General features: G+C 64.8%; 18 protein-coding genes. 10 read left to right on the top strand and 8 right to left on the bottom strand.

What is annotated here, in order from left to right; all coding sequences use genetic code 11:
* Positions 1-7: 7 nt before the first annotated feature.
* From GLR48_RS06725 to GLR48_RS06705, 5 genes are all read right to left on the bottom strand, one after another.
* Positions 8-1,345 (bottom strand): TRAP transporter large permease, encoded by a 1,338-nt coding sequence (locus tag GLR48_RS06725; RefSeq protein WP_237059935.1) that lies wholly within the window; start codon positions 1,343-1,345, stop codon positions 8-10.
* Positions 1,345-1,875, bottom strand: a complete 531-nt coding sequence (locus GLR48_RS06720; protein WP_237059927.1) for a TRAP transporter small permease — start codon at positions 1,873-1,875, stop codon at positions 1,345-1,347. Before GLR48_RS06720 ends, GLR48_RS06725 begins: the two co-directional genes overlap by 1 nt.
* 70 nt (positions 1,876-1,945) lie before the next feature.
* Positions 1,946-2,989: a C4-dicarboxylate TRAP transporter substrate-binding protein gene (locus GLR48_RS06715; protein ID WP_237059925.1), complete on the bottom strand. Its 1,044-nt coding sequence runs from the start codon at positions 2,987-2,989 to the stop codon at positions 1,946-1,948.
* A gap of 132 nt (positions 2,990-3,121) precedes the next feature.
* On the bottom strand, positions 3,122-3,916 hold the full coding sequence (gene eutC / locus GLR48_RS06710; protein ID WP_237059923.1) for an ethanolamine ammonia-lyase subunit EutC: 795 nt from the start codon (positions 3,914-3,916) through the stop codon (positions 3,122-3,124).
* The gene (locus GLR48_RS06705; RefSeq protein WP_237059921.1) at positions 3,913-5,304 is read right to left on the bottom strand and encodes an ethanolamine ammonia-lyase subunit EutB; all 1,392 of its coding nucleotides are present in this window, start codon (positions 5,302-5,304) and stop codon (positions 3,913-3,915) included. Before GLR48_RS06705 ends, eutC begins: the two co-directional genes overlap by 4 nt.
* Before the next feature lie 226 nt (positions 5,305-5,530).
* Here GLR48_RS06705 and GLR48_RS06700 point away from each other — a divergent pair, with 226 nt between their 5' ends.
* The 9 genes from GLR48_RS06700 to GLR48_RS06660 all read left to right on the top strand — a co-directional run bounded on the left by GLR48_RS06700 (position 5,531) and on the right by GLR48_RS06660 (position 14,748).
* Positions 5,531-6,634, top strand: coding sequence for an ABC transporter substrate-binding protein (locus tag GLR48_RS06700; RefSeq protein ID WP_237059919.1), 1,104 nt, complete (start codon positions 5,531-5,533; stop codon positions 6,632-6,634).
* Positions 6,635-6,698: 64 nt separating this feature from the next.
* On the top strand, positions 6,699-7,565 hold the full coding sequence (locus tag GLR48_RS06695) for an ABC transporter permease (protein ID WP_237059917.1): 867 nt from the start codon (positions 6,699-6,701) through the stop codon (positions 7,563-7,565).
* Positions 7,562-8,338: an ABC transporter permease gene (locus GLR48_RS06690; RefSeq protein WP_237059915.1), complete on the top strand. Its 777-nt coding sequence runs from the start codon at positions 7,562-7,564 to the stop codon at positions 8,336-8,338. Before GLR48_RS06695 ends, GLR48_RS06690 begins: the two co-directional genes overlap by 4 nt.
* A 3-nt stretch (positions 8,339-8,341) precedes the next feature.
* Positions 8,342-9,400: an ABC transporter ATP-binding protein gene (locus GLR48_RS06685; RefSeq protein WP_237059913.1), complete on the top strand. Its 1,059-nt coding sequence runs from the start codon at positions 8,342-8,344 to the stop codon at positions 9,398-9,400.
* A 107-nt stretch (positions 9,401-9,507) separates the two neighbouring features.
* A complete protein-coding gene (locus GLR48_RS06680) occupies positions 9,508-9,942 on the top strand; it encodes a MarR family winged helix-turn-helix transcriptional regulator (RefSeq protein WP_237059911.1) in 435 nt (144 codons plus the stop codon).
* A complete protein-coding gene (locus GLR48_RS06675) occupies positions 9,939-11,603 on the top strand; it encodes an MFS transporter (protein ID WP_237059909.1) in 1,665 nt (554 codons plus the stop codon). The genes GLR48_RS06680 and GLR48_RS06675 overlap by 4 nt, the downstream gene beginning before the upstream one ends.
* An 11-nt stretch (positions 11,604-11,614) precedes the next feature.
* Complete coding sequence (locus tag GLR48_RS06670) at positions 11,615-12,670, top strand: HlyD family secretion protein (protein WP_237059907.1); 1,056 nt, start codon at positions 11,615-11,617, stop codon at positions 12,668-12,670.
* Between the two features lie 215 nt (positions 12,671-12,885).
* Positions 12,886-14,511, top strand: a complete 1,626-nt coding sequence (locus GLR48_RS06665) for a DUF4331 domain-containing protein (protein ID WP_237059905.1) — start codon at positions 12,886-12,888, stop codon at positions 14,509-14,511.
* Between the two features lie 12 nt (positions 14,512-14,523).
* Entirely contained in the window at positions 14,524-14,748 is a 225-nt protein-coding gene (locus tag GLR48_RS06660; protein WP_237059903.1) for a hypothetical protein, read from the top strand.
* Between the two features lie 74 nt (positions 14,749-14,822).
* Here the strand turns inward: GLR48_RS06660 and GLR48_RS06655 are convergent, their stop codons facing one another.
* The 3 genes from GLR48_RS06655 to GLR48_RS06645 are packed head-to-tail and all read right to left on the bottom strand — an operon-like array spanning position 14,823 to position 17,340.
* The gene (locus tag GLR48_RS06655) at positions 14,823-15,659 is read right to left on the bottom strand and encodes a type II secretion system protein GspK (protein ID WP_237059901.1); all 837 of its coding nucleotides are present in this window, start codon (positions 15,657-15,659) and stop codon (positions 14,823-14,825) included.
* Positions 15,656-16,297: a prepilin-type N-terminal cleavage/methylation domain-containing protein gene (locus GLR48_RS06650; RefSeq protein WP_272911379.1), complete on the bottom strand. Its 642-nt coding sequence runs from the start codon at positions 16,295-16,297 to the stop codon at positions 15,656-15,658. Before GLR48_RS06650 ends, GLR48_RS06655 begins: the two co-directional genes overlap by 4 nt.
* Entirely contained in the window at positions 16,294-17,340 is a 1,047-nt protein-coding gene (locus tag GLR48_RS06645; RefSeq protein WP_272911378.1) for a penicillin-binding protein activator, read from the bottom strand. The genes GLR48_RS06650 and GLR48_RS06645 overlap by 4 nt, the downstream gene beginning before the upstream one ends.
* Between GLR48_RS06645 and gspN the strand changes: the two genes are divergently transcribed.
* Positions 17,322-18,059: a type II secretion system protein N gene (gene gspN, locus GLR48_RS06640; protein WP_237059897.1), complete on the top strand. Its 738-nt coding sequence runs from the start codon at positions 17,322-17,324 to the stop codon at positions 18,057-18,059. The genes GLR48_RS06645 and gspN overlap by 19 nt on opposite strands.
* Positions 18,060-18,061: the final 2 nt, after the last annotated feature.

The raw sequence follows: 18,061 nt of genomic DNA, 5'->3' as shown, positions 1-18,061 counted from the left end.
GCGTCATCTATAGCGAGTTCGGAATCAGAAGCGAGATGATCGGAAAGCTCATCAGCAGGATCAGAACGACCACGTCGATCGCAAGGAACCGCCAGATGCCGGCGAAAATCTTGTCGATCGGCACGGCCTTGCCCACGACGTTGCTGATGACAAAGACGTTCAGGCCGACGGGCGGCGTGATCAACCCGATCTCCAGCAGTTTGACCACCACGACGCCGAACCAGATCAGGTTGAAACCGTAGCTTTCGACCAGCGGCACCATCAGCGGCAGGGTCAGCACCATGATTCCGATGGGGTCGAGGAACATGCCGAGGATCAGGTAGATCACCGCGATGGCGGCCAGCAGGAAAGCGGGCGAAAGTTGCGCATCACCGACAGCCGTCACGATGGCAGGTGCAACACCCGTCAGCGCGATGAAGGCGACAAAGATCTTGGCGGCGGCGGCGATCAGAAAGATGCTCGACGTCTGGATGCAGGTCTCGCGCAAGGAGTCCCACAGGTCGTGCAAGGACAGCTTGTGCTGCGCGAAGCCGATCAGGCAGGCGGCGGCGACGCAGATGGCCGCAGCCTCGGTCGCGGTGAAGAAACCGCCGTAGATGCCGCCGACGATCAAGCCAAAGAGCGCGATGGCAGGCCAAGCGCCCACGGCGGCGGCCAGTTTGTCCTGCAGGGAAATCTCGCCCTCGTAGGCGGGGGCGGCCTCTGGCTTGGACTTCACCCAGACATAGATCGCCAGCAGAAAGCCTGCCAGCGACAGGATCCCCGGCAGGATCCCCGCCAGAAACAGGGAGGAAATCGAGGTTTCCGTAAAGATCCCGTAGATGATGAACAGCACCGACGGCGGGATCAGCGACCCCAGCGTGCCGCCCGCCGCGACGGATGCGGTGGCAAGACCCTTGTCATAACCCATGCGCAGCATCTCGGGCGAGCAGATGCGACCCATGGTAGAGGCACAGGCAATGGACGATCCCGTGATAGCCGAAAACCCGCCGCAGCCGACGACGGACGCCATGGCGACCCCGCCCGGCACCTTGGCCAGCCAGACGCGCGCGGCGTCATAGATGCGTGTCGTGATGTCGGCACGGTAAGCGATGTGTCCAAGGGCGATGAACAGCGGGATCATCGACAGGTCGTAGGAATGGATCAGGTCGAAGGAGTTGGAAAACACCAGAGAGGTCGTGGGCCGCATCGCCCTGTCCGGCGTAAACGCCCCGGTGCGGGTGGCGAAAATGACAAAAGTGCCGATAGTGCCGATGCCCGCCAGCGCAAAGGCGATGGGCACGCGCAGCGCCAGCAGGCCGATCACGGCGGCAAAGGCGATCAGGCCGATCAATGTGCCGTCCATCAGGAATGATCCTCTTCGGCGAAGGTGGAGGAGGTGGTTTCCGACAGCGCCGGGATGCCACCGGCCCGCAGGGTGCGGATGTCGGCAATGACCAGCAGCAACAGCCGCAGCCAGCAGAACGACATGCCGATCAGGAACAGCACGCGGCCCGGCCACTTCGGCAGGTTCAACTGGCCGAAATAATAGCTGCCGCTGCCGATGGTGTGGGTCACCTCGCTCCACCCGGCGTACAGCAGTGGGGACAGGGCAAACAGACCGACGAGGCCACCGAAGACGACCAGCCAGCCCTGCGCGCGCATCGGCAGGCGGTTCGACAGGAACTCTACCACGATGTGCGCGCGGGCGGTGGTTGCGGCGGCCAGCGGCAGGACGATGGCGACGACCATCAGTTCGCGGACCATGACGATCGTGTCCGGCACGCCGGAATTGACGGTGATGCGCAGCAGGACACTGACGGTGATCAATAGCCCAAGTGCGACCACGGCACAGCACGCCAGATCAAGCAACAGCCGTTCGATGCGATACAGCATCGGCCCCTCCCCTAGAATTCATGCGTAAAAGCCGGGCTGCGCCGTCATGACGGCGCAGCCCGTGGTCAGGTCAACGTGTCCAGGGATAGCCCTGCGCGTCGCGCTCTGCGGTGTATTTGTCCAGCAGCTCGCGGTAGGTCGCGAGCATGCCCGCACCGTCCAGACCGGCGGCCGTCGCCTGCTCGACCCAAGCGTCGATGTAGGGTGCGCCGCGCTCGACCAGCTTGTCACGCTCGGCCGCATCCAGTTCGATCACCTCGACGCCCGCGTCTTTCATCGTCTGCACGGCCGCGTCGTTGTCGGCGTTGATCAGCTCGCCCAGCGTATCGGCCATGCCAACACCGGCTTCGTTCAGCGCGGTCTGCTGTTCGGGTGTCAGCGCATCATAGGCAAATTTGTTCATGAAGATGCCCAGCGCGCCGACCTGACCCCAGTTCAGGATCGTGTAGCTGCTCATGACTTCCTGCTGCTTCAGCGCGGCCACGGCATAGGAATAGCCCTGCGAGCAATCCAGCAAACCGGTATCGAGACCCTGATAGGCGTCATAGATCGGCATGGCGACCATGTTGGCCCCGAGGTCGCGGAAGACATCACCGTAGGCACCCACACCGCGCACCTTCAGACCAGAGACATCGTCGACCGTGCGGATCGCCGCACCCTTGCAGCCGATGTTCACGGCAGAGGTCGTGAACGTGCCCAGATAGACCAGATCCTGCACCGCGAGATTTTCGGTGATCGCGGGATCGGTGCGCATCAGCTCGTCCGTGGCGCGCATGCCGACCCAGGCGTCGCTGTTCAGCAGCGGCAGGTCGGCGATGTCGTAGGCGACCATTTCCTGCGGAAAGTAGACGCCGATGATCGTGCCAAGGTCGGCCACGCCATCGCTGACACCCTGCAAAGCCGCGTCGGCCTTGAACAGCGCGCCGCCCCACTGGATGTCGATGGTGACATCGCCATTGGTGCGGGCCGCCACGTCGTCGGCAAAGGCCTGCGTCGCCTCGGCGCGGGCACCGCGGTTCGGACCCGCCTCGCCCAGAATCAGTGTGGTTTGCGCGGCCAGCGACGTTGCCGCCATGCCAAAGGCCACCGTTGCGGCAGTCAAAGTCGTTCTCATCGTCGCTCCTCCCAGAACTTCCACTTATACGAATACAGTTCCACTATACGGAATTAAAATTCAGCGCAACGGGATTTACCACGACAGGCGGAAATCGCCCATCGGTTGTTTTTCGTTAGCGTAAGACGTGCCTCAGGACGCAGGCGGCGACAGGAATGTCCGCGTGCTTTCACCTGCGATGCCACTTGGATCAGCAGAGCGGTCCTTCAGCGCAACGCCGGACAGATTCAACGCCTCAGCCTGCCCCAGCACGTAGGCCGCCCGTACCGCGGCACGCTTCGGCTCCAGACCCGCAGGCCGCACATTCGAGATGCAGTTCCGACGGGCATCGTTCAGCCCCAGCGCGGGCGCCCATGTGAAATAGAGGCCGAGCGAATCGGGCGAGGACAGCCCCGGCCGCTCTCCGATCAGGACGAGCACGGCCCGCGCCTGCAGCAGGGCGCCGACGTGATCACCGATGGCGACACGGCCCTGGGTCACGATGACCGGTGCGGCAATCCGCAGGTCCGGTCGCAGCGGCAGGAACGCCTGTAGAAACGGCACCGTGTTGCGCTGGACGGCAAGGGACGACAGACCGTCGGCGATAACCAACGCAAGGTCCGGTCGATCGGGCGTCAGCCGGTCCGCATCGACAGCCAACAGCTTGCCGCCCTTGGGCGGGTGGCGCAGGTAATCGTTCCGGTCCACCGCCTGACTGCGCAGCGCGATGGCCGGGGCCAGTCCCGCGATCCCGGCCAGACCGGCCGTCAGCGCGTCCACGTCCAGCGGCAGATGGACAGCGTCACGGGCCTGCGCATGGGCCTGCTGAAAGGCCAGCAATTCCCGCGTCGGCAGGCTGGTCCCCACCCGCCCCAAGCCGATCCGCGCATCGGTAAATTGACGCAGGATGCGCCACGGATCTTCGGTCAGTGGGCCCGGTGCGGTCATGGCTGCAACCGCGCAAGACTGCGGGCAAAGCCGTCGGGAATGCCGCCCTGCAGGCGAAAGCCGTCGGCGCTGTCCATGATGCCCATGCGGCCCAGCCAGGCATCGAACTCCGGCGCGGGCTTCAGCCCCAATACCCGGCGCAGATACAACGCGTCGTGGAACGAGGTCGTCTGATAGTTCAGCATGATGTCGTCCGCCCCCGGGATTCCCATGATGAAGGTGACACCGGCGACGCCCAGCAGGGTCATCAGCGTATCCATGTCGTTCTGGTCCGCGTCGGCGTGATTGGTATAGCAGACGTCGCAGCCCATCGGCAGGCCCAGCAGCTTGCCGCAGAAATGATCCTCCAGCCCCGCGCGGGCAATCTCTCGGCCGTCGAACAGATACTCCGGCCCGATGAAGCCCACGACCGTATTGACCAGCAGCGGATCGAAATGGCGCGCGACGGCATAGGCCCGCGCCTCGCAGGTCTGCTGGTCAAGGCCGTGGTGTGCGCCCGCCGACAGCGAAGACCCCTGCCCCGTTTCGAAATACATGACGTTCTGCCCCACTGTTCCACGGTTCAGCGACAGGGCGGCATCCCGCGCCTCGGCCAGATCGGACAGGTTGAAGCCGAAAGAGGTGTTCGTGGCCTCGGTGCCGCCAACGCTTTGGAACACCAGATCGACGGGGGCGCCGGCTTCGATGCATTCCAGCGTGTTGGTCACATGGGTCAGGACGCAGGACTGGGTCGGGATCGCATATTGGTCGATGATATCGGCCATCAGATGCGACAGCCGGCTGGCTTGTGCGACGTTATCCGTCGCCGGGTTGATGCCGATCACCGCGTCGCCCCCCGCATACATCAACCCGTCAAGGATGGACGCAGCAATGCCATTCACATCGTCGGTCGGGTGGTTCGGCTGGATGCGCGTCGACAGCCGGCCCGGCAGACCGATGGTGTCGCGAAAGGCGGTCGTCACGTGGCATTTCTTGGCGACAAGAATCAAATCCTGATTGCGCATGATCTTGGCGACCGCCGCTGCCATTTCCGGCGTGATGCCGCGGCGCAGCGCGGCCAGAACGGGCGTCGTGGCCAAGTCCGACAGCAGCCAGTCGCGGAAATCGCCGACCGTCAGGTGGGAGATGGGCGCGAACGCCGCAGCATCGTGCGTATCGACGATCAGACGCGTAACCGCGTCGTCCTCGTAGGGGATCAGCGCCTCGGTCAGGAAGGTGGCAAGCGGCAGATCCGCCAGCACGACCTGCGCCGCCGCCCGTTCACGCGCCGTCTGCGCGGCCACCCCGGCCAGCCGGTCGCCCGCCCGGTCCGGGGTCGCCTTCGCCATCACCTCGGCCAGAGTGGCGAATTTAAAGACGTGGCCGCCGACGGTCGCGCGATAAGACATGAGGATAACCCTTTGTTCGCATCCATCCTACAGGTCGCGCGCCGGACGGAAAGACCAAGGTCGCGGCCCCCGCGGCCTGGGTCTCGGATTGCTGAACCTTTGGGCAATGCTGTTCAGACTTCCGCTTGCGTTAAGCACTGACCCGGCTAACGTAGTCACACCACTGTCATCCGGCCCGGTTAACGGCTGCCGACACGTTCCGCTGCAATCATGATCGGAGTTTCCCATGATCTCGAAAACCACATTGCTGACAACCGTCAGCGCCGTTTCCGTGCTGTTCGCCCCGCTGGCGCAGGCCCAGTCGATGGACGAGCTGGTCGCCGCCGCCAATGCCGAAGGCCGCCTGACCACCATCGCCCTGCCCCACAGCTGGTGCGGCTATGGCGCCGTCATCGACGGGTTCAAGGCGAAGTATCCCGACATCGAGGTCAACGAACTGAACCCCGATGCAGGATCGGCGGACGAGCTGGAGGCAATCCGCGCCAACGTCGGCAACACCGGCCCGCAGGCGCCTGACGTGATCGACGTCGGCCTGTCCTTTGGCCCCGCCGCGATGGAAGAGGGCCTTGTGCAGCCCTACAAGGTCGCCACCTGGGACAGCATTCCCGAAGGCGCCAAGGATGCGGATGGCAACTGGTACGGCGACTACTACGGTGTGATGTCGTTCCTCGTGAACACCGATCTGGTGGACAACGTGCCGACCTCCTTTGCGGACCTGCTGAAGCCGGAATATGCCGGTGCCGTGGCACTGGCCGGTGACCCCCGCGCGTCCAACCAGGCGATCCTTGCCGTGATGGCCGCCGGCATGTCCACCGGTGCAGAGCCGGGCGAGGCCGCCGCCAAGGCCGGTCTGGAATACTTTGCCGAGATGAACAAGATGGGCAATTTCGTCCCCGTGATCGGCAAGGCCGGCACGCTGGCGCAGGGCACGACGCCCATCGTGATCCAGTGGGACTACAACGGCCTGTCCGCGCGCGAGACTCTGAACGGCAACCCCCCGGTCGAGATCGTGGTCCCCTCCGACGCCGTCCTCGCCGGTGTCTACGTGCAGGCGATCAGCGCCCATGCGCCGCAGCCCAACGCGGCCAAGCTCTGGATGGAATACCTTTATTCCGACGAAGGCCAGCTGGGCTGGCTGGCCGGCTACTGCCACCCGATCCGGTTCAATGACCTCGCCAAGGCGGGTTCGATCCCGCAGGACCTGATGGACGCGCTGCCGCCCGCCGCCAGCTACGAGGCTGCCGTGTTCCCGACCCTTGATCAGGTGAACGCGAACAACGCCGCCGTCGTGGCGGGCTGGGACAGCACAGTCGGTGCAAACGTCCAGTAAGCGGTTGACATGACAACGCCTCTCCCGGACTTGTCCGGGAGAGGTATTTCAAAGGCGGGGCCTGATGGCGCGACACGCGACACTCGTTGATACGGCGCAAAGATGGGTGGGCCTCGTGCCCTTCATGCTGTTCACCGGTCTGTTCCTGATCGCACCGACGCTGTTCATCGTGATCGGCGCATTCCGCACACCCGCCGGTGGCTTTACATTACAGAACATCCTTGACCTGAACACGCCGACGATCCTGTCCGCCTACTGGGTGTCGATCAAGGTCAGCTTCTTGTCCGCCCTGCTGGGGTGCCTGATCGGCTTCGCCATGGCTGCCGCGATGACGCTGGGGGGCGTCAGCAAACGCGTCAAAAGCCCGTTGATGACCTTCTCCGGCGTGGCCTCGAACTTTGCCGGCGTGCCGCTGGCCTTTGCCTTCATCGCGACCATCGGCCCGGCGGGCCTGATCACCATGTATCTGCGCACCGAATGGGGCATCAACCTGCGCATGTATGGCTGGAACCTGCTGAGCACATGGGGCCTGATCATCACCTACCTCTTCTTCCAGATCCCGCTGATGATCCTCATCATCACACCCGCGCTGGAAGGGCTGAAGCGTGAATGGCGCGAAGCCGCTGACATCCTCGGCGCAACACGCGCGCAATACTGGCGCATGGTCGCCCTGCCGATCCTGTTCCCCTCGATCCTTGGCACCATGGCGCTGCTGTTCGCGAACGCCTTCGGCGCCGTCGCCACCGCCATCGCCCTCACCGGCCCGTCTTTGAACATCGCGCCAATCCTGCTTTATGCGCAGATCCGGGGCGACGTGCTGGGCAATCCGAACCTTGGCTATGCGCTGGCCTTCGGGATGATCCTGATCACCGGGGCCGCCAACACGCTTTATATCGTGCTGCGCCTGCGGGCCGAGAGGTGGCTGAAATGAACCGCGTCGCCGCCTATGCCGCCATCATCTTCGGGTGCCTTTATTTCCTGATGCCGATGATCGGCATGGCCGAATTCTCGCTGTCGATGCGGCGCGGAGTCTATTCCCTCGACGCCTACCGCGTCGTGCTGGCGGACCCGCAGTTTCAGGCGACCTTTGTCTATTCGCTGGTGATGGCGCTGGTCACGATCATCTTTGGCGTGCTGCTGGTGGTACCCACCGCCTACTGGGTGCAGTTGAAAATGCCCGCCCTGCGCCCGGTGGTGGAATTCGTGACACTGCTGCCCCTCGTCATTCCCGCCATCGTCGTCGTCTTCGGCTACATCAGGCTCTACAACACCTCCAGTTTCCTGCCGCTGACGGGCTCTGTCACCGGCACGAACATCCTGCTGATGTTCGGCTACGCGACACTCGCCCTGCCCTACATGTACCGCGCCGTCGATACGGGCCTCCGCAGCATCGACGTCGCCACCCTGACCGAGGCCGCGCAGTCCCTTGGCGCCGGCTGGTTCCGCATCATGTCGACCCTGATCCTGCCCAACGTGCTGGGCGCGGTGCTGTCGGGCGCCTTTCTGACGCTTGCCATCGTGATCGGCGAATTCACCATGGCCGCACTGCTGAACCGGCCTGCCTTTGGCCCCTATATGCAGATCCTCGGCGCCAACCGCGCCTATGAACCCGCAGCGCTCGCCGTGATCGCATTCGCGATCACCTGGGCCTGCATGGGCCTGATCCAGATGGTCAGCCGCCTGTCCAAACATAAAAGAGCTTGATGCATGGCGTTTCTGGAACTGGCCCACCTCGATAAATCCTTCGGCGCGAACCACGTCGTCAAGGACTTCAACCTGAGCATCGAGAAGGGCGAATTCGTCTCTCTTCTCGGCCCGTCGGGCTGCGGCAAGACGACGGTGCTGCGCATGGTCGGCGGGTTCGAGGATCCGACGGCAGGCAGCATCAGCATCGACGGGCAGGACGTCACGCGGCTGAAATCCAACCAGCGCAACATTGGCATGGTGTTTCAGGCCTATGCACTCTTTCCAAACCTGACGGTCGCGCAGAACGTGGCCTTCGGCCTGAAAGTCGCAGGCATCGACAGGAAAGAAACCGCCGACCGGGTTACGGAAATGCTGACCCTGATCGGCCTCGCCGACCTTGGCGCGCGCTACCCTTTCCAGCTTTCGGGCGGTCAGCAGCAGCGCGTGGCCCTCGCCCGCGCGCTGGCGGTGCGGCCCAAGGTGCTGCTGCTGGACGAACCCCTGTCCGCGCTCGACGCCAAGATCCGCGCCAGCCTGCGGCGCGAGATTCGCGGGATCCAGCAACGCCTTGGCATCACCACGATCTTCGTCACCCACGATCAGGAAGAGGCGCTGTCGATGTCCGACCGCGTCGTCGTTATGACCCAAGGCCGCGCCGACCAGATCGGCACCCCGTTCGAGATCTACAACAACCCCGCCACGCGCTTTGTCGCTGGCTTCGTCGGCACGCTGAACACCTTTGACGCCACCCTGACCGATCCCGCCACCGGCACCGTCAGTCTGGGCGACACGCAGGTCGTGCTGAACCGGCCGGTCAAGGCTGCAGCGGGTGCACCGGTGGCCTTGGCCATGCGCCCCGAATCCGCGACGCTGGGCGCCGGTCAACCGGGTGACGTCACCTTGACCGGCCGCATCACAGAGGTGCAGTTTCTGGGCGCGATCATCCGGATCACCGCCGATCTGGGCAAACAAAGCCTGACGCTCGATACCTTCAACCGGTCCGAAACCCCGCCGCCCGCCGTCGGATCGGATGTCACGATCAGCCTGCCCCACAGCGGTATGGTCGTTCTGGCCGACTAGGTCCGGGCGGCCCTCAGCTGACCTTGCACAAATCCTGCAAGGGCACCCTTGAAATGCGCCAACCATAAAGTTAGCTAACTAATCGTTGCTAACCTAATGGTATTCCGATGTCAGACGAGCGCCGCCACTTCCTCGACCTCGCCTTCAAGCTCTTGCGCGACATGCGCAAGCGCTACGACGCCGAGGCGAAATCGCTGGACATGACCCTGTCGCGCGCCCGCGCCCTCCAGAGGATTCAAGAGAAGGAAGGCCTGACCCAGACCGAACTGGCCGAGGAACTGGAGATCGAGACGCCGACCCTGAATCGCCTGCTGGACAAGCTGGAACAGTCGGACTTCATCGAACGGCGCCAGATGGACGGCGACAAGCGTGTGCGCTGCATCTACCTGACCGAACCCGCCCGCCCCAAGGCCGACCGGATCGCGACCTTCAGCGCCGGCATCCGCCGTCAGGCGTTTGACGGCGTCGACCCCGACGATATCCGCGCCGCGACGCGTCTGATCGAACAATTGATCGCAAATCTGGACGGTCCCCAGTCATGAGCCGGATCGACCCCACCCTGAGCGAGGAGACCGCCACCCCGGTCAACCAACCGGACCCGGAACCGCAGGCCCCGACCCGGCCGCCCTTCGTCCCGATGGCGCGGCACCGGGCGGCAGGCTATTTCGCGGCCTCGGCCATGCTGGCGCTGACGCAAGGACTGGCGCAGGGCTTCATCTCGGCCAACCTGCCCCAGATCGGCGGAGAGCTGGGCGCCACCACGAACCAGTCCCTGTGGCTGATGGCCGCCTACATGGCGCCCCGCGCGTCCCTGCCGCTGCTGCTCATCAAGATCCGCACGCAATACGGCCTGCGCGCCTTTGCCGAGGTTGGCATTGTCCTTTACGTCATCGTCGCCGCCGCCAGTTTCCTGATCGACGACCTGCAGTCCGCCGTCGTGGTCCAGTTCGTGTCGGGCTGCGTGTCGGCCCCGCTGTCGACGCTGGCGTTCCTTTACATGCTGGAACCGCTGCCCCCCGAGAAGAAGCTGAACGTCGGGCTGGCCGGTGCGCTGACCTTCATCACGCTGGGATCGCCATTGGCGCGCGCGCTGTCTCCCACTTTGCTGGGCGACGCGGGCTGGGCGCCGGTCCATACGCTGGGACTGGGCATGGCGCTGATCAGCCTGTGCCTCGTGTTCCTGATGCCCCTGTCACCGCAACCCCGTGCCCGCGTGATCGCGGTGCTTGATATCGTCAGCTACGCGCTGATTGCCATTGCCTTCGGCGGCTTGACGATCGCTTTCCTGATGGGGGCCACGCTGCACTGGACCCAAGCGCCGTGGCTGGGAGAGCTGATGGCCACAGCCCTCGCCGCAGGCGCCATGGCCGTCGCGATCGAGTTGAACCGCAAGGCCCCGCTGCTGGACATCCGCTGGCTCGCCAGCCCCGCCATCCTGCACCTGACCGGCGCGCTCCTGTTGTTCCGGATCATCCTGTCGGAGCAGACCTCTGGCGCGCCGGGCCTGTTCCGGGCGCTGGGGTTGGGGTCTGCACAGATCGCCCCCCTGTTCTGGATCATCGTCGCCGCCAGTCTGGTCGGCGGACTGGTCGTCGCCCTGCTGCTGAAACCGGGGAAAGAGCCCGCATTCCACATCGCGGCCCTGATCCTGATCGCCTTGGGCGGCTTCATGGACGGCCACGCCACGCTGCTGACGCGCCCCGCGCAGATGTATGTCAGCCAAGCGATGATCGCCTTCGCCAGCGCCCTGTTTCTGCCGCCTGCCATGTTGTCGGGGATGATGCGGGCGCTGGCCAAGGGGCCGACCTATATCCTGAGCTTCATCATCGTCTTTCTGTCGACGCAAAGCATCGGTGGCGTCATGGGCTCGGGGCTGTTCAACAGCTTCATCACCCAGCGTCAGGCCCTGCATATGCATGACCTTGGTGACCAGCTCACGCGGACCGATCCCATCGTCGCCCAGCGCATCGGCGCCGCGGCGCAGGGGCTGGCCCCCACACTCAGCGATCCCGCCCAGCGCACGGCACAGGCCGTGTCGGGCATCGCCACCGATGCGGCCACGCAGGCGACGGTCATGGCCTACAACGACGCCTTCCTGCTGCTGTCGCTGATCGCAGCGGTGGCGTTGGCGCTTCTTCTTACGCACCTCTGCGTTGCCAGCTGGCTGACCAAACGGTCCTGCCCCGCCGCGCAACCTGTCTGAAAGTCACGAAAATGCTACATCTCAAACGCCTGTTTCCAACGCTGCTTGCCGTCTTGATCGGCGGCATCGGCGTCCTTGTCGTCCTCTTTGCGTGGCAGTTGCCGCCTTTCGCCAACACGGTCGCCACGACCGAAAACGCCAACGTGCGCGGCACCGTCACGACGATCGCGCCGCAGATCTCGGGTCACGTCGTCACCGTCGCGGCGCAGGATTTCCAGACCGTCCAAAAAGGCGACGTTCTGGTCCGCCTCGACGACCGGCAGGCGCAGGAACGTCTGGCGCAGGCACAGGCGGCCCTGAATACAGCCAAGGCGACGCTCGACACGGGCGACCAGTCGATCCGGTCGGCCGAGGCGACGCTGCACGCACGCGAAGCCGTACGCGATTCAGCGCAGGCCGCGGTCGAGACGGCGGATACCAACTGGACCCGCGTTGCCTCCCTCAAGGACCGCGGCGTGGTCTCGGCCAGCACCGCCGACGCGGCGGATCTGACCCGGCAGCAGGCGGCCTCCGCGGTCGAAGCCGCGCAAAGCCAGATTGAGGTCAGCCGCGAGGACGTCGCCGCCGCCCGCATCAACCGCCAGTCGCTGGAGGCCGGGATTACCAGCGCCGAAGCCGCCGTGGAACTGGCGCAGATCGATCTGGACAATACCGTGATCCGCGCCCCCGTCGACGGCCGTCTGGGCCAGATCAGCGTGCATGCGGGGCAGTTCGTCAGCGCCGGCAGCGCCCTGATGGCATTGGTCGGTCAGGATATCTGGGTCATCGCGAACTTCAAGGAAACAGAGCTTTACGGCATGCAATTGGGTCAGACCGCGACGGTCACTGTCGACGCCCTGCGCGACCGCGCCTTCACTGGTCACATTGCAGAATTTTCTCCCGCCACGGCGTCAGAGTTCAGCCTGCTGTCGGGCAGCAACGCGACCGGCAACTTCACCAAGATCGCACAGCGCCTGCCGGTCCGTATCGAGCTTGATCCCGGTCAGACCCAGCAGGAATATCTAGCCCCCGGTCTGTCGGTGACAGTCCGTATCGACACCGCGGCCACACCCTCGCAAGGCAGGTGACAGCGAAACGTTGCACCCCCCACGGATGTGAACAGAACAATAAATCCCAAACTGATCATTAATTTGAAATCTTTTGAAACTCTGAAACGCAAAGCAGCGTGTCTACCCAGTTAGAGTAGTTACCGTTTGCCAAGCGTAGCCCGATGTTCCGAGGGAAGCACGCGGTCATCTGCACTGTTCAAGAGTAAAAGTTTTAACTGGGAAGGGATGACGTCATGACATTTTCGATGAGACACCTGCTGACGGGGACGACGGCCGCCGCCGTCTGCCTGACGGCAACACTGGCCGGTGCATCCTCGCACCGCGAGGCGCCCGCGATCACCGAGACACCCAAGATTGATGGCACGGACTTCTACATGTTCCGCAGCTACGAGCCGACGCGCGGCAATTACGTGACATTCATCGCCAATTACCAGCCGCTTCAGGCGCCTTACGGCGGTCCGAATTATTTCACCATGGATCCCAATGCGATCTATGAAATCTCCATCGACAACAACGGCGACGCTGTCGAGGACATGACCTTCCAATTCAGCTTCAACAACGACTTGAGCAACAAGGGTTTCGGCAAGGAACTCATGATCGGTGACAAGAAGGTTGCCATTCCGCTGCGCAACTTCGGCCCGATCACGGCAAACGACTCGAAAACCAATCTGAACGAAACCGAAAGCTATACCGTCAACGTGATCCGCGGCGACCGTCGCAGCGGCACGTCGGCCCAGTTGGTGATCGGCAACGGCAACGGCAATTTCGTCAAGCCGGTCGACAATATCGGTCAGAAATCGCTGCCGAACTACGCGGCCTACGCCAACAAGTTCGCCTATGACAACGTCACGATCCCCGGCTGCGACGGCAAGGCCCGCGTGTTCGTCGGCCAGCGCGCCGAAGCCTTCGCCGTGAACCTTGGCCAGGTCTTTGACCTCGTCAATCTGGTGCCGCTGCAGGGCGCGGACAACAACAACTTTCCGCAGTACAACGTCGGCAACTATCCCTACAAGGGCGTCGGCATGCAGCAGCAGCGCGCCAACGACGACCTGATCGGCAAGGCAAACGTGACCTCGATCGCACTGGAAGTGCCGATCAGCTGCGTCACGGCAGGCTCGGAGCCCGTCATCGGTGCGTGGACGACGGCCAGCCTGCCGCAGGGCTCGCTGGAAGACCCCTCGCCCACCTACGAGCAGGACGCAAAGTTCGGCGGTGCCTGGGTCCAGCAGTCCCGGCTCTCCGCACCGTTGGTGAACGAACTGGTCATCGGCCTGCGTGACAAGAACCTGTTCAACGCGGCAGAGCCGACACAGGACAGCGCTCTTGCAACCTATGTCACCAACCCGACCCTGCCCGCATTGCTTGACTCGCTCTTCCGCAAAGCCTTGGGCGCCAAAGGCAACATCGCGCCGTCGAAATTCCCGCGCAACGATCTGGTGGCCGCATTCCTGACCGGCTTCAAAGGCTTCAACCAACCTGCCAACGTGGTGCCTTCTGAAATGTTGCGCCTGAACACCGCGGTGCCGGCGACGCCGCTGGCCAACCAGAACGTGTTCGGTGTCGTGGCCGAAGACCTTGCAGGCTTTCCGAACGGCCGTCGTCCTGCTGACGACACCGTCGACATCGCCCTGCGCGTGGTGATGGGCGCACTCTGCTGGCCCGTTCCGCTGGGTGCTGAACTGGGCGCGCCTGGTGCTGTCGAAGATACCGGCAGTGACCTGATCAACCTCGGGTACTGTGCAAGCTCCACCGCCCCTGTCGGCAACCTGCCGTTCACCGATGCTGCACCGATCAAGCCCAGCGAACTGCCTGCAGCGTTCCCCTACCTGAACACGCCGCTTCCCGGCAGCCGCAGCTAAGGATCAGTGGATATGACACGCACGCAGAACATGACGCGCAACGCAGCTTTCGGTCTTCTGGCCGCCGGCTTTCTGGTCGCCTGTGACAATGCCAACGGCAATGTCGTCAGCCAGGGGATTGCCAGCCTGGGCAGCGATTTCGTCAACGCGTTCAACCGCGATCCGAATGCGACGCCGGTGGCGCTGGATACGGTGACCCTGACGCAGACCCCGACGATCGAGCCGTTCAACCCCTGAAGGTGGGACCGCCCCGACACGACAACGAAGGCCGCCCCATCAGGGGCGGCCTTTCTGCATTGCAAGATCGAACGTTACCGTGGAACGGGACCAAACCGCCGTGCGACCACCATCACTTCGCGCTGTGCTGGCGTGGCGTGCAGGCGGACCACCCGACTGGTCAGGGTCACGGGGGTTCCGTCGACCTCTGCCGTGATGGTCACGTCATAGACGTCGGACGTCAGACCGGCCCCGTTGACCCCCAGTCCGCCCAGCGCCGCCAGATCCGCCTCTGTCACAAAGCCCTGACGGTCGCGCAGCGTCGCCAGCCGCGACGCGGCCGCAGCGTTGCCCAGCACCGCAGCCAGAACCGGGGCCGGCGCCGTGTTCAGGTTGACCGCCCCCGGCAAGGGCAGCGCCGTGATCAGACCGGCCAGCGTTGCCCGCGCCGTTGGGTCAAGGTCGCGCAGGTCAGCGATATCGCGGACCGGACCGTCCGCCTGCAACTGCCGGACGATGCTCTGCGCGACCTGTGGCGGCAGACCGGCTTGTGCCAACAGCAGGTCCAGCGTCTGCACCTGCGCCAACCCGCCCATCTGCCCCGCCAGTTGATTGACGTCGAACAGCGCCTGCGCGTCGCTGATCGTCACAGAGAATGTGCCGCTTTCCAGTTGCACCGGCGCCTGCTGGATCGCGGCCCAGCTTTCGGTGAAATTGTCGGTCTCGGGCGCCGCGATCATGTCGCGGTAAAGCGCGTCCACCACCGAAGCTTCGCCACCCAGCGCCAGCGCCTCGGCCTGACTGGCGGCGGCAGCCCGCCGTGTGCGGTCGATCAGGTTATCCTGAGACGTGAACATCAGCACGACCAAGGCCGCCCCAAGGGCCAGCGCCACCAGCACATTGACGAGGATGATGCCGCTGTCGCGCTTCATGGCTGCGTTGCCGGCACCGCATCGCCTGTCGCCGCATCGCCGAACAACACGTCGCTGGGGCGGTCTTCAGGCACCTTTCGCGGCACCGGCGCAAGTCGCAACAGCGTACCTTGATCCGGGCCAAGGTCGACTGCCATCTCGACCCCGGCCGGATTCAGGCCATCCTCGGCCACCGGCCAGACATCCGACCAGCCACCCGCAAGGTCGCGGACGCGAAACGTCACGGTCGCGATATCGGGCAGCAGGGTCTGATCCATTCCGCCTGCGCTGCCGACCGCATCGACACTGCGCACCAGCGCGCCGTCGGTCATCTGCCACGACAACGGCGATCCCGTGCGGCGTCCAACGCGCAACACGCCATCCGACAGTGACACTTCGCCTGCGGCGGACTGGATCAGATCCCGGCTGAACAGCTGCAGCGCGCGGTCGATCCGGGCAATCTGCTCTAACCGTCCATCGGTGCGGTCACGGACCCGGATGATCGCGTCCAAGGTCGTGAAGGAGGCAAGCCCTACCAGCGCGAACAGCACCAGCGCCACCAGCATTTCCACCAGTGTCAGTCCGGCGTCGCCCCTTCGGGGCGCAACATTGCAAGCCCTTCGGGGCGCAACAACGCAAGCCCGGCGGGGCGATGTCATGCGCCAGTGGCGCCGATCAGGACGGTCGCCCCCTGCTGCACGCCCAGCACCGCCAGCGCCCGGTCGCACTGGCCGCCTTCGGTGAAACGGTATGGCCCCAGAACGCCGTCGAAGCCGCCGTCGCGCAGCAGGCCCGCGCGGTTTTGCTGCCCCAGACGCCCCAGCAGGCGCGCCATCTCGACAGCATCGAAGGCGAGGCCGGCCAGAACGCCCGCCTCTCCGCCGGATTGTTCCTCGAAGGCCAGCGCGAAGGCTTCGTAGCGGATCGGATCGGGTGCGGCGAACCAGGCATCCAGCAACGCCGGGGTCCGGTAGGGGATGATGGCCGACCACTGATCGGACCCTAAAATCTGTATGCCCGCCGCTTTCAGCACCGCCGCCTGTTCAGTGAAGGCACCGCCGACCACCGGCAGATAGACGGCATCGGGCAGGGTGCCATCGCTGCGCAACCGGTCGACCAGACCCGCCGCCGTATCCGTCACGACCGGCGCCAGCACGCTCGCCCCGACCCCCGCACCGACGGCGGCAGCCGCCGCCGCATGCAACTGCCCGAACGCGGTCGAGGGCACGACGACACCAACCCGTCGCTTGCCGCGCGTCGCGGCAAAGCCGATCACGGCGCGGGCCGACTGCAGCGGTGTGATGCCAAAGACAAACAGGTTGCCGCCAGCCACGGTGCTGTCATTCGTCAGCGCCACGACAGGCACTCGCCCGACGGCCGCGGCAACGGCCCGGCTTTGCCCCGAAAGTAACGGCCCCAGCAGCATCTGCGCCCCACCCGCGACGGCGGCTTGCGCTGCGGCAACGGCCTGCTCTTCGGACCCGCCAGAGTCGTAGACGGCGACTTCGGCGCCCGGACCGATGTCGTTACCACCAAGGCTTGCAGCGGCGCGCATCATCTGACCTACTGAGGATTGCGGTCCCGACAGCGGCGCCAGAAAGGCCGCCTTGCCGATTGTGCCCGCCGGTGGCAACGCCGGTTCGCCGCCTATCGCGCCGCACCCTCCAAGAAGGCCCAATGCAGATGTTCCGCACAGCCCCATCAGAAACCGCCGACGGGCCACGCCTGCGAAGGGTAAAGCGGGCGATGGCCCTGCTGGCATTGGCATGTCTGACCGCCCTGATCTATCTGGCGGCACTGGTGGCCACGATGCCCGCCAGCGCCCTGTCCGATCTTGCCACGATGCCGCGCCAAGTCACAGCCCTTTATGGCACGATCTGGCAGGGTCGCGCCGATCTGATCGACGGATACCGGATCGACTGGGATCACCGCCCCGGCGCTCTGCTGGGCCTGCGGCTGGCGGCGGATGCGACGCTGCAGGGGCCGGACACGCTGCTGCGGGGAACCGTGCGGGTCACACCCTGGACGATCTCGGCCCGCGACGTGACCGGGCGGGCCGGGCCGGGCCTGCTGGCACTGGCCGACGGTCTGGCGATCGCCGGATGCAACACCCGCGCCATCGTCGATGTGCCCTACATCGCCCTCGCCCGTAGCTGGGCCGCTGCCGAGGGTCGCATCGACGTCGAGGCGGGCGATTGCACCCAAAACAACGGCCGCATCGACCCGGTGCCGGCGATGACGCTGACGCTTGGCACCCGGTCCAACGACGCGACCGGGCGGCTGACCACCGGCGATACCCTGCTGGCAGAGGCATCGGTAAAAGGCGACCATCGCCTGACCCTGACCCTGCACCCGGCAGGATCAGCGCTGATCCCCGGCCTGCCGACCGGTGCGCCGATCACGCTCGACTATCCGTTCTGACG

The organism is Loktanella sp. M215, from assembly GCF_021735925.1.
Taxonomy (GTDB): domain Bacteria; phylum Pseudomonadota; class Alphaproteobacteria; order Rhodobacterales; family Rhodobacteraceae; genus Loktanella.
This window is presented reverse-complemented; position numbering and strand designations above follow the sequence as displayed.

Coding starts and splice junctions, on each gene's coding strand:
- GLR48_RS06680 (WP_237059911.1), top strand. CDS start 9,508: ATGTCAGACGAGCGCCGCCACTTCCTCGACCTCGCCTTCAAGCTCTTG.
- GLR48_RS06650 (WP_272911379.1), bottom strand. CDS start 16,297: ATGACATCGCCCCGCCGGGCTTGCGTTGTTGCGCCCCGAAGGGCTTGC.
- eutC (WP_237059923.1), bottom strand. CDS start 3,916: ATGACCGCACCGGGCCCACTGACCGAAGATCCGTGGCGCATCCTGCGT.
- GLR48_RS06685 (WP_237059913.1), top strand. CDS start 8,342: ATGGCGTTTCTGGAACTGGCCCACCTCGATAAATCCTTCGGCGCGAAC.
- GLR48_RS06645 (WP_272911378.1), bottom strand. CDS start 17,340: ATGGGGCTGTGCGGAACATCTGCATTGGGCCTTCTTGGAGGGTGCGGC.
- GLR48_RS06725 (WP_237059935.1), bottom strand. CDS start 1,345: ATGGACGGCACATTGATCGGCCTGATCGCCTTTGCCGCCGTGATCGGC.
- gspN (WP_237059897.1), top strand. CDS start 17,322: ATGTTCCGCACAGCCCCATCAGAAACCGCCGACGGGCCACGCCTGCGA.
- GLR48_RS06675 (WP_237059909.1), top strand. CDS start 9,939: ATGAGCCGGATCGACCCCACCCTGAGCGAGGAGACCGCCACCCCGGTC.
- GLR48_RS06695 (WP_237059917.1), top strand. CDS start 6,699: ATGGCGCGACACGCGACACTCGTTGATACGGCGCAAAGATGGGTGGGC.
- GLR48_RS06655 (WP_237059901.1), bottom strand. CDS start 15,659: ATGAAGCGCGACAGCGGCATCATCCTCGTCAATGTGCTGGTGGCGCTG.
- GLR48_RS06720 (WP_237059927.1), bottom strand. CDS start 1,875: ATGCTGTATCGCATCGAACGGCTGTTGCTTGATCTGGCGTGCTGTGCC.
- GLR48_RS06690 (WP_237059915.1), top strand. CDS start 7,562: ATGAACCGCGTCGCCGCCTATGCCGCCATCATCTTCGGGTGCCTTTAT.
- GLR48_RS06665 (WP_237059905.1), top strand. CDS start 12,886: ATGACATTTTCGATGAGACACCTGCTGACGGGGACGACGGCCGCCGCC.
- GLR48_RS06700 (WP_237059919.1), top strand. CDS start 5,531: ATGATCTCGAAAACCACATTGCTGACAACCGTCAGCGCCGTTTCCGTG.
- GLR48_RS06670 (WP_237059907.1), top strand. CDS start 11,615: ATGCTACATCTCAAACGCCTGTTTCCAACGCTGCTTGCCGTCTTGATC.
- GLR48_RS06715 (WP_237059925.1), bottom strand. CDS start 2,989: ATGAGAACGACTTTGACTGCCGCAACGGTGGCCTTTGGCATGGCGGCA.
- GLR48_RS06705 (WP_237059921.1), bottom strand. CDS start 5,304: ATGTCTTATCGCGCGACCGTCGGCGGCCACGTCTTTAAATTCGCCACT.
- GLR48_RS06660 (WP_237059903.1), top strand. CDS start 14,524: ATGACACGCACGCAGAACATGACGCGCAACGCAGCTTTCGGTCTTCTG.